This is a genomic window from Cupriavidus cauae, from assembly GCF_026210475.1.
Taxonomy (GTDB): Bacteria; Pseudomonadota; Gammaproteobacteria; order Burkholderiales; family Burkholderiaceae; genus Cupriavidus; species Cupriavidus cauae.
Window position 1 is genome coordinate 1,305,026 of record NZ_CP080294.1, and the last position, 12,279, is coordinate 1,317,304.

Consider the following 12,279-nt stretch of genomic DNA (forward strand, 5'->3'; position numbering starts at 1 on the left):
CCGCGTCAGTCCTGCAGCGCGGCCCACATTTCCTTGTCGCGCTCGGCGGTCCAGATGCGCGGATGCGTGATGCCGGACGCCTCGTCATAGGCGCGCGTCACGTCGAAGGGCAGGCAGTGCTCGTAGATGAAGACGTGGCCGAACTTCGGGTCCATGCTCTTGCGGGTATGCGCCATCGCGGCCTTCAGATCCATCTTCCGAGCGACCGCTTCCTGGCCGGCGCGGTACAGCGTGCTGACGAAGTCCTTGGTGTAGGCGATGCCCTCGCGGACCTGCTGCGGCGTGGTCAAGGCCGGACCGCGCCCCGGGACGAGCTTCTCGGCGCCCAGCGCCTGCAGCGCGTCCAGCGTCGCCGGCCATTGGGCCAGCTGCGCGTCGCCGCAATAGCAAGCTGCCTCGTACTCGACCAGATCGCCGGAGAACAGCACCTTCTGCGACGGCAGCCAGACCACGGTGTCTCCCTTGGTGTGGCCCGAGCCGAGATGCGCGATGCGGACTTCCAGCTTGCCGAGGAACAGCGTGATTTCCTTGTCGAACACCAGCGTCGGCCAGGTCAGGCCCGGCACGGTCTCGACGCCGGCGAACAGGCGCGGGAACCGCTCGATCTCCGACTTCATGTCGGCCTCGCCACGCTCGACGATCATTTCGTAGGTGCCGCGGCTGGCGATGATCTGCTGCGCGCCCTCGGCGAAATACGCCGAGGCGCCCAGCACGCGGACCGCGTGGTAGTGCGACAGCACGACGTACTTGATCGGCTTGTCGGTGACCGTGCGGATCCTGGCGATCAGGTCCTGCGCCATCGCTGGCGTCGCGGTGGTGTCCACGATCAGCACGCCGTCGTCGCCGATGATCACGCCCGAGTTCGGGTCGCCTTCGGCCGTGTAGGCGTAGGCGTTCTCGGACAGCTGGGTGAAGGTGACCTTTTTGGCTTCCAGGTCGGCTTGCGATGCGAATGCTTTGGCCATGCTTGCCTCGTCGTGGGTGACGGGGCGCGGCAGCGGGCGGCATTGCGCAGCGGCAATGCACAGGTACTGTCTCGCCCCTTCGTTATTGGATTGGCCGCGCGCGAGAGGGCATGCGGCGTTGTCGGGGTAGACGGATGGTAGGAGGTCTCCGTGCGTTAGTCAATGGATAAGTTATTGGCTAAAACATAAAGAACGAACAACAGACCGGCGGGTGGCAAGCGCGGCGCCCATGCGGCGTTGGATTAATATCCAGCCTTTCGGAGGGCAACCATGAGCGAGGCAGGGCAGGCGGGACAGGAGAAGACGCAGCGCGGCGTGCAGAGCGTCGACGTGGCGGGCCGCTTCCTGCAGGCGCTGGCAGAGGCGGGCGCACCGCTATCTGCGGTCGAACTCGCCACGGCCGTGGGCATCGCCCCGGCTCAGGCCCATCCCTACCTCGTATCGCTGACGCGGCAGGGCTGGATCAAGCGCGACCATCTCGATGATCGCTTCGAACCCGGGCCGCTGGCGCTGCAACTGGCGCGGATGCGGCTGGAGCTGGATCCCGGCCTGCACGCCGCGGTGCCGCTGGTTGCCGCGCTGACCGCGCAAACGGGCTGCAGCGTGGCGGTCAGCGTGCCGGGCCCGCAGGGTCCCACCATCGTGCGCTACGAGCGCGGCAACGCGCCGCTGCACGTCAACCTGCATGTCGGCACCGTGATGTCGCTGGCCACTACTGCTACCGGCCGCATGTATTGCGCCTGCATGCCCGAGGCGCAATGGGTGCCGCTGTTCGACGCCCTGCCGGCGCGTCCCAAAAGCGCGGCGTTCCTTGCCGAACTGGACGAGGTGCGCAGCCGCGGCATCGCCCGCAGCATCGATATCCCGAGTCCCGGCGTCAGCAGCCTGTGCGTGCCGGTACGCGACGCCGCCGGCGCCCTCCGGCTGCTGCTTACCGCAATCGGCCCGACCGCAACCATCGACACGACCTGGCGAGGCGATCTTGCGCGCGCCCTGCAGGCAACCGCAGGGCAGATCGCCGATTCACTGCGCGTAGAGGGCTGAGCCATGACGAATGCCACTGGAACGACCGACGAGGCCACGGGCAAGCCGCAACGCGGCATTCAGGCGCTCGACGCCAGCGCGCAGCTGATCGGTGCGCTGCTGCGCGCTGGCGGTCCGCTCGCGCTGAGCGAACTGGCGCGCGGCGCGGGCATGGTGCCCGCCAAGGCCTTTCCGCACCTGGTCAGCCTGGTGCGAGCCGGCGTGCTCGAGCGCGATGCCGATGGCCGCTTTCTGCCGGGACCGCTGGCCCTGCAATTGGGACTGATCGCGTTGCAGCGCCTGTCGCCGGTGCGCGAGGCCGAGCCGGAAGTGCGCGGCCTTGCCGTGGATACCGGCCTCAGTGTCGCAATGGCCGTGCTCGGGCCGCTCGGACCGACGGTCGTGCGGCTCGAGGAATCGACGCGGCCGCAGCACGTCAGCCTGCGCGTCGGCACGGTGCTGTCGCTGGTGAATACCGCAATCGGCCGCGTGTTTGCCGCGCATCTGCCGGAAGACGTGCTCGGCGGAATGCTCCACCAGGAAGCGGTGCGGATGGCGGGCGCGTCGACGAAGGACAACGGGACCGGCAAGACCTCTTATGCCGCGAGGCTGGCCCGCATTCGCGCGCAAGGCGTCGACGATGCGCTGGACAAACCGGTGCCCGGCATCCATACGTTGGCGGTGCCGGTGTTCGACCACACCGGTACCGTGGTGCTGGTGCTCGCGGCGATGGGGACGGCGGGGAGTTTCGATAGCGGGCACGACGGCAACGTCGCGCGCCAATTGGCCGGCGCAGCGCAACGCTTGTCGTGGCGATTTGGGCGGACGCAATCCGACGCACGGGGGTGAGATGACTGCCCAGCCTTGATTTCCATTGTTCGAACATGGTGTCAGGCCAACACTAGACTGTCAGGACAACAATCTTCAAGGAGACGACCCAATGTCACGCCCCATCCTGAACATCGCCGACGCCCAATACCTCGACTTCGCCGACCTGTCGCGCCAATACGGCTCCGAACTCCCCGCCGACCGCTACGGCGGCCGCATGGCGCCGATCGGGCGCATGCTCGGCGCGCAAAAGCTCGGCTACAACCTGACGGTGATCGAGCCCGGCAAGCGCGTGTTTCCTTTCCACAGCCACCGCGCCAACGAGGAGATGTTCTTTATCGTCGAAGGCAGCGGCGAAGTGCGCATCGGCGAGTCGCGCCATCCCGTTCGCGCCGGCGACGTGATCGCCTGTCCGGCGGGCGGTCCGGAAACCGCGCATCAGATCATCAATACCGGTACGCAGGAACTGAAAGTGCTGGCCGTCAGCACGACGACCGCGCCGGAGCTTTGCCACTATCCCGACTCGGGCAAGTTCGGCGTGCTCGATCACGGCAATGGGTTTGCCTATATCGGCCGCGCGGAGGGGAGCCTGGACTATTGGGAAGGCGAGTGAAGCACGGTTCGCCAGCTGCGACGCTGGCGAACCGCAGGGGCAGGAAGCGGTAGGCGGTGCGCTTATCCCGCCAGCTTGATCAGCGCCGGCACCGTCAGCACCGCCGTGTAATACCCCATGAACTGCACGCCGGTGTTGAAGCCCAGCACGCGCGACAGCAGGCCGCCGATCGAGCCGAGCGTGACGATCACCAGCAGGCCCAGCAGCTGACCTTCCCACACGCTGATCACCAGGATCAGCCCGACAAAGGTGGCGACGATGGCCTCGTGCGAAATGCGGCGCGATACGAACAGCGCGGCGCGGCGCGCGTAATTCATCGCAAACGGATACGACACGATCGCCGCCAGCAGCACCGCCAGCAGGCCGTAGCCGAGGAATTCCCAGTGGCTCAGCAGGTTGTGCAGGTTGTGGGTCTGGCCGTTGCCGGCATCGACGGTGAAGACCGGCGGGGCATTGAACAGCGGCGCGGCCGGACCGGCGGCCACCGGGCTCAGCGGCAGGCCGAAGGCGATCAGCGGAATCAGCGCCTCGGCGATATAGGTCGCCTCGGTGACGCCGTTGCGGGCGCTGAGCACCGTGGTCAGCCGGTGATAGGCGTGCTTGATGCGCGAGCCGACCAGTTCGCCCAGCACCACGGTCATCGCGACCGGGCTGAACACGAAGGTTGCGCTCGAGATCGCCGCGGTGGCCACGGTCCAGCGGGTCTGCGTGCCGTCCATTACCTTCAACGGATTGGGGAAATAGCCGCTCCATCCCTTCACGTCAGGTGCCAGCGTAAACGTGCGGGCTTCCTTGCGCTGCATGCGCGGACGGTCGACCGGCGACAGCGTCGAGAACAGGTCGGCGATCAGCGGGCCGATCGCGATGCCGAGGAAATAGCTGATGCTCAGCTTGACGCCGAATTTCGCGGTCAGGGTCTGCAGCGCGACGATCACCACCACGAAGGGCACCAGCGTCGCCACCGAGGCCCAGCGCCCCGGCGACGCGTAGGCGATCACCAGCGCCGCGGCCACGAAGATCCACGGGGCCGCCTTGGTGATCGTGGCGCCGAACGGGGCCAGCAGCACGGCGAACAGCACGGCCAGCGGCACCGCGCAGAACGCGGCGACGATGGCGCCGGAAATCATCTTGCGCAGCGCGATATGCGGCACGCCGAGATTGCGCAGATGATTGGCGTCCTGCATCAGCGGCGTGGCCATGGTATCGCCGGGAATGCCGAGCAACGCGGTCGGCACCGCGTGCGTCATGTGCTTGGCGACCGCGCCGGCCAGGAAGAAGGTGAACACGCCGGCGGGCGGCACGCCGAGCAGCACGACCAGCAACGTCAGCGGCGCGAGCGTGGTGGTCTCGTCGGTGCCCGACACCAGGCCGATCGCCGCGAAGACGATGGCGCCGGCCAGGCCCATGCCCAGCGCGACAAGGATCTGCGTCAGCAGAGGGGTGGATTCGATCATGATGCGCTCCAGGCGGTGGCGGGTCAGGCGGCGTTGGGGCGAGCAGGAGCGGCGGCCGCGTCCGCATCCGGTATCGCGACGTCGGCGTGGCCGGCGGCCATCGCACCGCGTTCGCGCGCGGCAAACAGCTCGTAGAGCTGGAGTTCGCGCAGTTCCTGCACCGTGGCGGCGGGGAGGTCGGCCATGGTTCCGAGTCCACCGGATTCCTCGGCAAGACGGTCGAGCGCCTGCTCGCGTGCGGCGGCCGCGGTTGCGCTGCTCGCATCGGTTCCGCTGTCCTCGGTGACCACGCGCTTGGGTTTGAAGAGGCAGGCGCAGATGAAGCCGGCCAGCACGCAGCCGGCCAGCCCGGCGAGCATCGCATAGGCGCGCGCGAGCTCCGGTGTGCGGACCAGTTCGGTCAGGATGCGGCTGGCGATCGCAAAGGCCGCGAGGCTCAGCGCGCCGCCGATGACGATGGCGCAGGCGAGATGGCGCGGATTGGCGGTATCGCCCCAGACTTCGACCAGCGGGCTGCCGGCGGCCTTGGGTTGTGGTTGCATGGTTGTCTCCTGTGTGGCGCCTCGCTTGTCGGCGGGCGCTTTTTCTTGGTGTGGCGAGCGGGGGTGGTCGGCAGGTCGCTGCCCCCTCCCTTAACCCCTTGCCCGCTCGCGGGAGAGAGGCCGGGGAGAGGGAAGTCTCCCGCCGCCGGGGGGCGCCGCTATCCCTGCCGCAGCTGCGCCAGCAGTTCGATTGCACGGTCGGTGCGCACGTCCTTTTCCTCGGCCATCCGGCGCGCCACCTGTTCGACCTCCTGGCCGACGGCGCCGGCGACCAGCGCGATATTGCGGGCGTGCAGCGCCATATGGCCGCGCTGGATGCCTTCGGTGGCGAGCGCGCGCAGGGCGCCGAGATTCTGCGCCAGTCCGACTGCGGCGGCGATTTCGCCGAGTTCCTGCGCGCTTTGCACGCCCAGGATCTTCAGCGCGAGCCGCGCCAGCGGATGGGTCTTGGTGGCGCCGCCCACCAGCCCCACCGGCATCGGCAATTCGATGGTGCCGACCAGCGCGCCGGTGGCGTCCTTCTCCCAATGCGTCAGCGACGTGTAGCGGCCCGCGCGGCAGGCATAGGCATGCGCGCCGGCCTCGACCGCGCGCCAGTCGTTGCCGGTCGCGACGATGACCGGATCGATGCCGTTCATGATGCCCTTGTTGTGTGTCGCCGCGCGGTACGGGTCGATTGCCGCGAAGGTGTAGGCGTCGAGCACGCCTTCGATGATGGCCTCGCCGCTGCGCTCGCCGGTGGCCAGCGCTTCGGGCGTCAGCCGCACGCGTGCGCGCGCAAGGCGCAGGTCGGCGAGGTTCGACAGGATGCGCAGCCGGACCGGCGCGCCGGTGATGCGCTCGACCACCGGCGATACCGCCTCGGCCATCGTATTGACGGTATTGGCGCCCATCGCGTCGCGCACGTCGACGATCAGGTGCATCACCACCATCGCGCCGCGCGGCGTGTCGGGAAACACATGGACCTCGATGTCGCGGCAGCCGCCACCGAGTCCGATCAGCACCTTGTCCCGCGCGTTGGCAACGGCGAGGATCTCGTCGCGATGGCGCAGCAGCGCCTGCCGCGCGCCATAGGGATCGGCGACGCCAACCACCTGCACCTGCGCCCGCATCAGCGGGCCGGAGCTCGAGGTCTCGAAGCCGCCGCAGCCGCGCGCGAGCTTGGCCATGTAGGAGGCCGCGGCAACGACGGACGGTTCCTCGACCGCCATCGGCACCAGCACGTCCTTGCCATTGATCTGGAAGTAGCCGGCCACGCCGAAGGGCAACTCGAAGGTGCCGATCACGTTTTCGATCATGCCGTCGGCACGTGCCGCGCCCAGCGCGCCGGGCTCGGCCAGCAGTGCGTGCTCGTCGTCGTCCAGGCCGACCGCGTCCGCGATGGCGGCCAGGCGCTGGGCCGGCGTCATCTCGCGAAAGCGCGGCAGGCGGGAATCGACGGGTTTGCGGCGGGAGTCGGCCGTGGCGGTGCCATCGGAGGCAGCGGCGGCATCGGACGAGGGGAGGGAGGCAAGCATCGAGGTCTCCGTTCTATGGTTCTCTGGTATGGAATGGAGACAGTCTAGGGTGACTGTACCAGTCAATAGGGGTACAGTTTTCGGGGACAGTGACCAGCCGCCCGCTATTTGCGCCCTATCGATGACCTCCACCGCTCCGGGCACCGCCCGCAAATCCCCATCGCTCGCCACCACGCTGGCCGACTCGATCGCCCGCCAGATCGCCGAAGGCGCCTATCGCACCGGCGATCGCCTGCCCTCGTTGCGCGAACTGGCGCAACTGCATGGCTACAGCAAGAACACGATCGTGGCCGCCTTCGAACTGCTGGTCGCGCGCGGGCTGGTCGAGCCGCGGCGTGGCTCGGGCTTCTTCGTTCGGGAGGTGGCAGTCCGGCCCGCGCCCGAGGAGGATGCCGGCACACTGGGCCGCGCGATGGACATCGTCTGGCTGATGCGCGAGCAGTTGAAGAGCCGGCCCGACGTGCTGGCGGTCGGGGACGGCTTCCCGCCGGTGTCATGGCTGGCGGAGGCGCGGCTGGACCGCTATCACCACAAGGTCGTGCGCACCGGCCTGGGCGCGCTGTTCCGCTACGGCAACCGTTTCGGCTTCGGCCCGCTGCGCGACCATCTGGTCCGCAAGCTCGGCGATGTCGGCATCGGCGCGCAGGCCAGGCAGATCGTGCTGACGCACGGCGCCAACGAGGCGCTGGACCTGGTGATCCGCTACTTCGTGCCGGCCGGCGGCACGGTGCTGGTCGACGATCCCGGCTATTACCCGCTGTTCGGCAAGCTAAAGCTTGCCGGCGCCCGCATCGTCGGCGTGCCGCGGCTCGCGGATGGCCCGGACATCGACGCGCTGGAGCAGATCCTGACGCGCGAGCGGCCGCGGTTGTTCTTCACCCAATCGGTCGGCCACAACCCCACCGGCTCGGATCTTTCCGCGGCCAAGGCGTATCGCCTGCTGCAGCTGGCCGAGCGCTTCAATCTGCTGGTGGTCGAGAACGACGCGCTGGCGGACTTCAAGCCGACCACGCTGCCGCGGCTGTCCGCATTGGACCAGTTGCAGCGCACGATCTATATCGGCAGTTTTTCCAAGTCCTTCTCGGCGGCGCTGCGGGTCGGCTATATCGCGTGCAACGACGCGCTGGCCAGCGATCTGGCCGACCTGAAGGCGCTGATCCATGTCAGCAGCTCGGAGTACTGCGAGCGCACGGTCGACGTGATCCTCAGCGAAGGCCATTACCAGCGCTATCTCGCCAAACTGCGGGCGCGGCTGGCCGCCGCCACCGAGCAGGCATTGGCGCTGTTCGATCGGCTGGACGCGGACGTATGGGTGCGTCCGCCGCAGAGCCTGTACCTGTGGGCCGCGTTTCCGGACGCGCCGGACTCGCTGGCGCTGGCCGAGGCCTTGCTCGCGAAGAAGGTGATGATCGCGCCCGGCCGCGTGTTCCGTGTCGATCCGGAGGCCCGGTCGCCTTGGGCGCGGTTCAATGTGGGCGCGGTGCTGGATCCGCGGTTCGAGGCAGCCGTCAGGCGGGTGTTGGGGCGGCGCGGGCGGGGTTAGCCCGTCGGTCACATCGCGAGCGCCAATGCTGCGGCCGGGCCAATGCGGACTTGCGGCGGCGTGGCGCCATGACGTCATGCGGCCGGCGTGATGGCGCCCGATACGGAACGGCCAAGGAAACGACTGAGTGGAAAACCGGGATGCAGAATGCGATCGCGGTGGGCAAGGTCGTCGCCGGCACCGGATGGCGATGCCTCCGGTGCCGTCGTCGATTTGCGTTGGTAGGCTCGATTGGACTCGAACCAACGACCCCCACCATGTCAAGGTGGTGCTCTAACCAGCTGAGCTACGAGCCTGTGGAAGGCGCGGATTATAGAGAAGCCTTTGCGTGCGCACAAGCCTGCCGCGAAAAAAATGCGGCACGGATTTGCGGGCTGTGGGACACCGCCCGATTGCCGGGCCCGCGTGGCTCTCCTAAAAAGGGAACAACGGCAAGCCAACAAGCCTGTCCAGCCAGCCATTTGGCCCATCCGCCCATTCCCCCATTCGCCCATTCACACGTGCCATGCTGAAGATCGCCACCTTCAATATCAACGGCATCCGCGCCCGCCTGCCCGCATTGCTGGAATGGCTGGAGCGCGAGGCGCCCGACGTCGTCTGCCTGCAGGAATTGAAGACCGTCGATTCCGGCTTTCCGATCGATGCGATTCGTGCCGCCGGCTATGGCGCGATCTGCCATGGCGAGAAGTCTTGGAATGGCGTGGCGATCCTGTCGCGCGGAACCGAGCCGATCGAAAGCCGGCGTGGATTGCCCGGGGACGATGGCGACAAGCAGAGCCGCTACATCGAGGCGGCGGTGCATGGCGTGCTGGTGGGCTGCCTGTATCTGCCGAACGGCAATCCGCAGCCGGGCCCGAAGTTCGACTACAAGCTGGCCTGGTTCGAGCGCCTGCTGAAGTATGCGGCCACGCTCTACGACAGCGGCCATCCGGTCGTGCTGGCTGGCGACTACAACGTGGTGCCGACCGACGAGGACATCTACAACCCGCGTTCCTGGCTCAAGGACGCCTTGCTGCAGCCCGAAAGCCGCGCCTGCTATCGACGCCTGCTGGAGCAGGGATGGGTCGATGCCTTGCGCGAAAAATATCCCGACGAGCGGATCTATACCTTCTGGGATTACTTCCGCCAGCACTGGCAGACCAATTCGGGGCTGCGCATCGACCATCTGCTGCTGAACGGGACGCTGGCCCCGGCGTTGCGCGAGGCCGGCGTCGATCGCTGGGTCCGCGGCGCGCCGCAGGCGAGCGACCATGCGCCGGCGTGGATCACGCTGGAGTTCGGTGGTGGCGCGGGAGGGCGTCGGGCGTCGTCGAAGGCGGCGGCGAAGGCGCCGGCGAAGAAGGCTGCCACGACCGGGGCCGCGGCTGCGAAGGCGGTTATCGCGAAGGCGCCTGCGGCTGCCAAGCGGGGCGCCGCTGCGGAGAAGGCCACGGCTGCCAAGAAGGCCACCGGTACAAAGGACGCTACCGCCGCAAAGAAGGTCACTGCGGCCAGGAAATCCACCGATACAAAGAACGCTACCGCCGCAAAGAAAGTCACTACGGCCAGGAAAGCCACCCCGGCAAAGAAAGCCACCCCAGCAAAGAAAGCCACCGCCAAGAAGGCCACCGCCGCCAGGTGAAGCGCGACTGAGCGACAATGACGCCCGTCGCGGCCACAGGCGCCGCGCCAATGCCGTTTGTCGATTGAACTCCCCCTCGCTTCCCCATGCTCCTGAAAGTCGGCGCGCTCGCCAGGCAGACGGGCCTGACGGTCCGCGCCCTGCATCACTACGACCGCATCGGCCTGCTCAAGCCTTCCGGGCGTTCGGCCGCGGGCTATCGCCTCTATAACCGCGACGACGTGGCGCGGCTGCATGCGATCCAGGTCTTGCGCCAGTCCGGCCTGTCGCTGGCCGCGATCGGCGCGCTGCTGGCGGGCGAGGGGCCGCCGCGGCATCGCATCGTCACGCAGCAGATCGAGGCGCTCGATCGCGAGATTGCCCGGGCGACCGAACTGCGTGGCCGTCTGGTGCTGCTGCAGACGGTGCTGGCCGCGGGCGGCGAGCCCGACATCGAGCACTGGCTCGCGGCCCTGCGCCAGATGCGGGCGTATCGCGAGTACTTCAGCGAGGCGGAGCTCGAAATGATTTTCCGCGAGTGGATCGCCACCGAGGCGGAATGGCAGCCGCTGCTGGACGAAGTCCGGGAGGCGATGGCCCGGCAATGGCCCGCGGATGCGATCGGCACGCAGGCGCTGGCGGCTCGCTGGATGCATCTGGCCATGCGCTGGATGCAGGGCGACATGGCACGGGCCATCCGTTGGGGCGAAATGATCAAGCAGGCCGCGCAACAGGGCTTTGGCGGCATCGACGCGACGATGATCCGCTATATGGAGGCGGCCGTCGAACTGCGCATGGCGGCGTGGCTGCGGCACCTGTCGCCGGACGAACTGGCGCGGCTCGACAAACGGCTCGAACCCGAATGGCGGGCGCTGGCGCAGCGCGCCCGTGCGCTGATCGCGGCTGGCACCGATCCTTCCGCGGCGGCGAGCCGCACGCTGGTGCGCGATTGGGATGCCTTGGTCGACCGTATGGTGGGCCACGATGCAGGGCTGCGCGACAAGCTGCTGAAGGCCTATCGCGACGAGCCGCTGCTGCAGGTCGGGCACATGGTCGATCCCGGCGTGCGCGAGTTTGTCGAGGCGGTGCGCACGCACGCCGGTAAGGCGCCGTCGCGGCGGCGCTGACGATCGGGTCACGCCTTGACATGATGGGAACCGGCACGCGCGGGGGGTTGACCCTGACGTCCACGTCAGGGTCTATGCTGCCCCGCTTTCGCAGCAGGAGACCGCCATGTCCCACACCGACACCACCGCGCTGGCCCAGGGCCGGCCCAGCACGACAGCGCTGATGATGGCCATTGCGCGCGCCGTTCACCAGTTGCTCGACGATCCGCTCGTGCTGCCCGATCCCATTGCCTTGCCGATTCTTGGCCCCGAACTCGAACGCGCCGTGCGGGACGATCCCTATCGCCATAACGACCCGATGGCGCGCCCGATGCGCGCCGCGGTGGTGGCGCGCGCGATGGTGGCCGATGCCGAACTGGCCGAGGCCGCTTGCGCCGGCGTGCGCCAATGCGTGGTGCTCGGCGCGGGCCTGGATACGCTGGCGTGGCGCGTGCCCGCGGCGGATGACGGCATGCGCGTATTCGAGGTCGACCATCCCGCCACGCAGGCGTGGAAGCGAGACCTGATGCGGCAGGCCGGGCTGAGCATGCCCGACGGTGTGACCGCCGTGCCGGCCGACCTTCAGCATGCATCGCTGCAGGGCGTGCTGGAGGCGGCGGGCTTTCGCCGCGACCGGCCCGCCTGCTTCGTATGGCTCGGCGTGACGCCGTATCTGACGGACTCCGCGATCGAAAGCACGTTGCGCCATGTCGCCAGCCTGCCGGCGGGCACGCGCATCGTGTTCGACTACCGCGTCGATGCCGGCGTGCTGCCGCCATTCGAGCGCGTGATGGCGGCGCATATGGCCGGGCAGGTGGCCGCGCTGGGCGAGCCCTGGCTGTCGGAGTTTGTGCCGGAACAACTGGTGCAACGGCTGACCGCCATGGGCTTTACCGAGGTGACGGATCTCGACGCGCCGGCGCTGAACGCGCGCTATTTCCCTCGCCGCAAGGACGGCCTGCAGACCGCCGGCGGCGGCCTGCGGGTGCTGTGCGCCAGCGTGGGAGAAGCGCGATAGCCTGGCGTCGTGGAGGCGCCAGGCGCGAGACGGCAGACGCCTGACGCCTGACTGACGGCTGACGGCTGAC

The 12,279-nt window shown here is 68.2% G+C and carries 10 protein-coding genes, 1 tRNA gene and 1 pseudogene; 7 read left to right on the plus strand and 5 right to left on the minus strand.

Translation table 11 applies throughout. The features are described from left to right. Nucleotides 1–5 precede the first annotated feature (5 nt). The gene (locus KZ686_RS21140) at nucleotides 6–965 is read right to left on the minus strand and encodes an MBL fold metallo-hydrolase (protein WP_149316407.1); all 960 of its coding nucleotides are present in this window, start codon (nucleotides 963–965) and stop codon (nucleotides 6–8) included. Nucleotides 966–1,235: 270 nt separating this feature from the next. On the opposite strand from KZ686_RS21140, the gene KZ686_RS21145 reads away from it, so the two are divergent. From KZ686_RS21145 to KZ686_RS21155, 3 genes are all read left to right on the plus strand, one after another. Next, on the plus strand, nucleotides 1,236–2,009 hold the full coding sequence (locus KZ686_RS21145) for an IclR family transcriptional regulator (protein ID WP_265633578.1): 774 nt from the start codon (nucleotides 1,236–1,238) through the stop codon (nucleotides 2,007–2,009). A gap of 3 nt (nucleotides 2,010–2,012) precedes the next feature. Beyond that, entirely contained in the window at nucleotides 2,013–2,837 is an 825-nt protein-coding gene (locus tag KZ686_RS21150) for an IclR family transcriptional regulator (RefSeq protein WP_265633580.1), read from the plus strand. 91 nt (nucleotides 2,838–2,928) lie between these two features. Then, nucleotides 2,929–3,429, plus strand: coding sequence for a cupin domain-containing protein (locus KZ686_RS21155; protein WP_265633581.1), 501 nt, complete (start codon nucleotides 2,929–2,931; stop codon nucleotides 3,427–3,429). 62 nt (nucleotides 3,430–3,491) lie between these two features. Here KZ686_RS21155 and KZ686_RS21160 read toward each other — a convergent pair whose 3' ends face one another. The 3 genes from KZ686_RS21160 to KZ686_RS21170 form a co-directional block, all read right to left on the minus strand. After that, entirely contained in the window at nucleotides 3,492–4,883 is a 1,392-nt protein-coding gene (locus KZ686_RS21160) for a tripartite tricarboxylate transporter permease (RefSeq protein ID WP_149316403.1), read from the minus strand. Nucleotides 4,884–4,906: 23 nt separating this feature from the next. Next, nucleotides 4,907–5,425 (minus strand): hypothetical protein, encoded by a 519-nt coding sequence (locus tag KZ686_RS21165; RefSeq protein WP_150082877.1) that lies wholly within the window; start codon nucleotides 5,423–5,425, stop codon nucleotides 4,907–4,909. A 158-nt stretch (nucleotides 5,426–5,583) separates the two neighbouring features. Next, nucleotides 5,584–6,834, minus strand: a complete 1,251-nt coding sequence (locus KZ686_RS21170; protein ID WP_265635335.1) for a hydroxymethylglutaryl-CoA reductase, degradative — start codon at nucleotides 6,832–6,834, stop codon at nucleotides 5,584–5,586. Between the two features lie 229 nt (nucleotides 6,835–7,063). Here KZ686_RS21170 and KZ686_RS21175 point away from each other — a divergent pair, with 229 nt between their 5' ends. Further along, nucleotides 7,064–8,485: an aminotransferase-like domain-containing protein gene (locus KZ686_RS21175; protein WP_149316400.1), complete on the plus strand. Its 1,422-nt coding sequence runs from the start codon at nucleotides 7,064–7,066 to the stop codon at nucleotides 8,483–8,485. Between the two features lie 219 nt (nucleotides 8,486–8,704). Here KZ686_RS21175 and KZ686_RS21180 read toward each other — a convergent pair. Further along, nucleotides 8,705–8,781 (minus strand) — tRNA-Val (locus tag KZ686_RS21180). A gap of 209 nt (nucleotides 8,782–8,990) precedes the next feature. On the opposite strand from KZ686_RS21180, the pseudogene xth reads away from it, so the two are divergent. The 3 genes and pseudogenes from xth to KZ686_RS21195 all read left to right on the plus strand — a co-directional run. Next, nucleotides 8,991–9,791 (plus strand): annotated as a pseudogene (gene xth / locus KZ686_RS21185) (exodeoxyribonuclease III); the annotation flags it as partial. Between the two features lie 401 nt (nucleotides 9,792–10,192). Beyond that, nucleotides 10,193–11,212, plus strand: coding sequence for a MerR family transcriptional regulator (locus KZ686_RS21190; protein WP_265633582.1), 1,020 nt, complete (start codon nucleotides 10,193–10,195; stop codon nucleotides 11,210–11,212). A gap of 106 nt (nucleotides 11,213–11,318) precedes the next feature. Continuing rightward, the gene (locus KZ686_RS21195; protein ID WP_226106706.1) at nucleotides 11,319–12,209 is read left to right on the plus strand and encodes a class I SAM-dependent methyltransferase; all 891 of its coding nucleotides are present in this window, start codon (nucleotides 11,319–11,321) and stop codon (nucleotides 12,207–12,209) included. Nucleotides 12,210–12,279: the final 70 nt, after the last annotated feature.

What these genes read in the sequence shown, in the direction of transcription:
- KZ686_RS21165 (WP_150082877.1), bottom strand. Translation starts at nt 5,425, where the DNA reads ATGCAACCACAACCCAAGGCCGCCGGCAGCCCGCTGGTCGAAGTCTGG.
- KZ686_RS21160 (WP_149316403.1), bottom strand. Translation starts at nt 4,883, where the DNA reads ATGATCGAATCCACCCCTCTGCTGACGCAGATCCTTGTCGCGCTGGGC.
- KZ686_RS21150 (WP_265633580.1), top strand. Translation starts at nt 2,013, where the DNA reads ATGACGAATGCCACTGGAACGACCGACGAGGCCACGGGCAAGCCGCAA.
- KZ686_RS21195 (WP_226106706.1), top strand. Translation starts at nt 11,319, where the DNA reads ATGTCCCACACCGACACCACCGCGCTGGCCCAGGGCCGGCCCAGCACG.
- KZ686_RS21155 (WP_265633581.1), top strand. Translation starts at nt 2,929, where the DNA reads ATGTCACGCCCCATCCTGAACATCGCCGACGCCCAATACCTCGACTTC.
- KZ686_RS21170 (WP_265635335.1), bottom strand. Translation starts at nt 6,834, where the DNA reads ATGACGCCGGCCCAGCGCCTGGCCGCCATCGCGGACGCGGTCGGCCTG.
- KZ686_RS21145 (WP_265633578.1), top strand. Translation starts at nt 1,236, where the DNA reads ATGAGCGAGGCAGGGCAGGCGGGACAGGAGAAGACGCAGCGCGGCGTG.
- KZ686_RS21175 (WP_149316400.1), top strand. Translation starts at nt 7,064, where the DNA reads ATGACCTCCACCGCTCCGGGCACCGCCCGCAAATCCCCATCGCTCGCC.
- KZ686_RS21140 (WP_149316407.1), bottom strand. Translation starts at nt 965, where the DNA reads ATGGCCAAAGCATTCGCATCGCAAGCCGACCTGGAAGCCAAAAAGGTC.
- KZ686_RS21190 (WP_265633582.1), top strand. Translation starts at nt 10,193, where the DNA reads ATGCTCCTGAAAGTCGGCGCGCTCGCCAGGCAGACGGGCCTGACGGTC.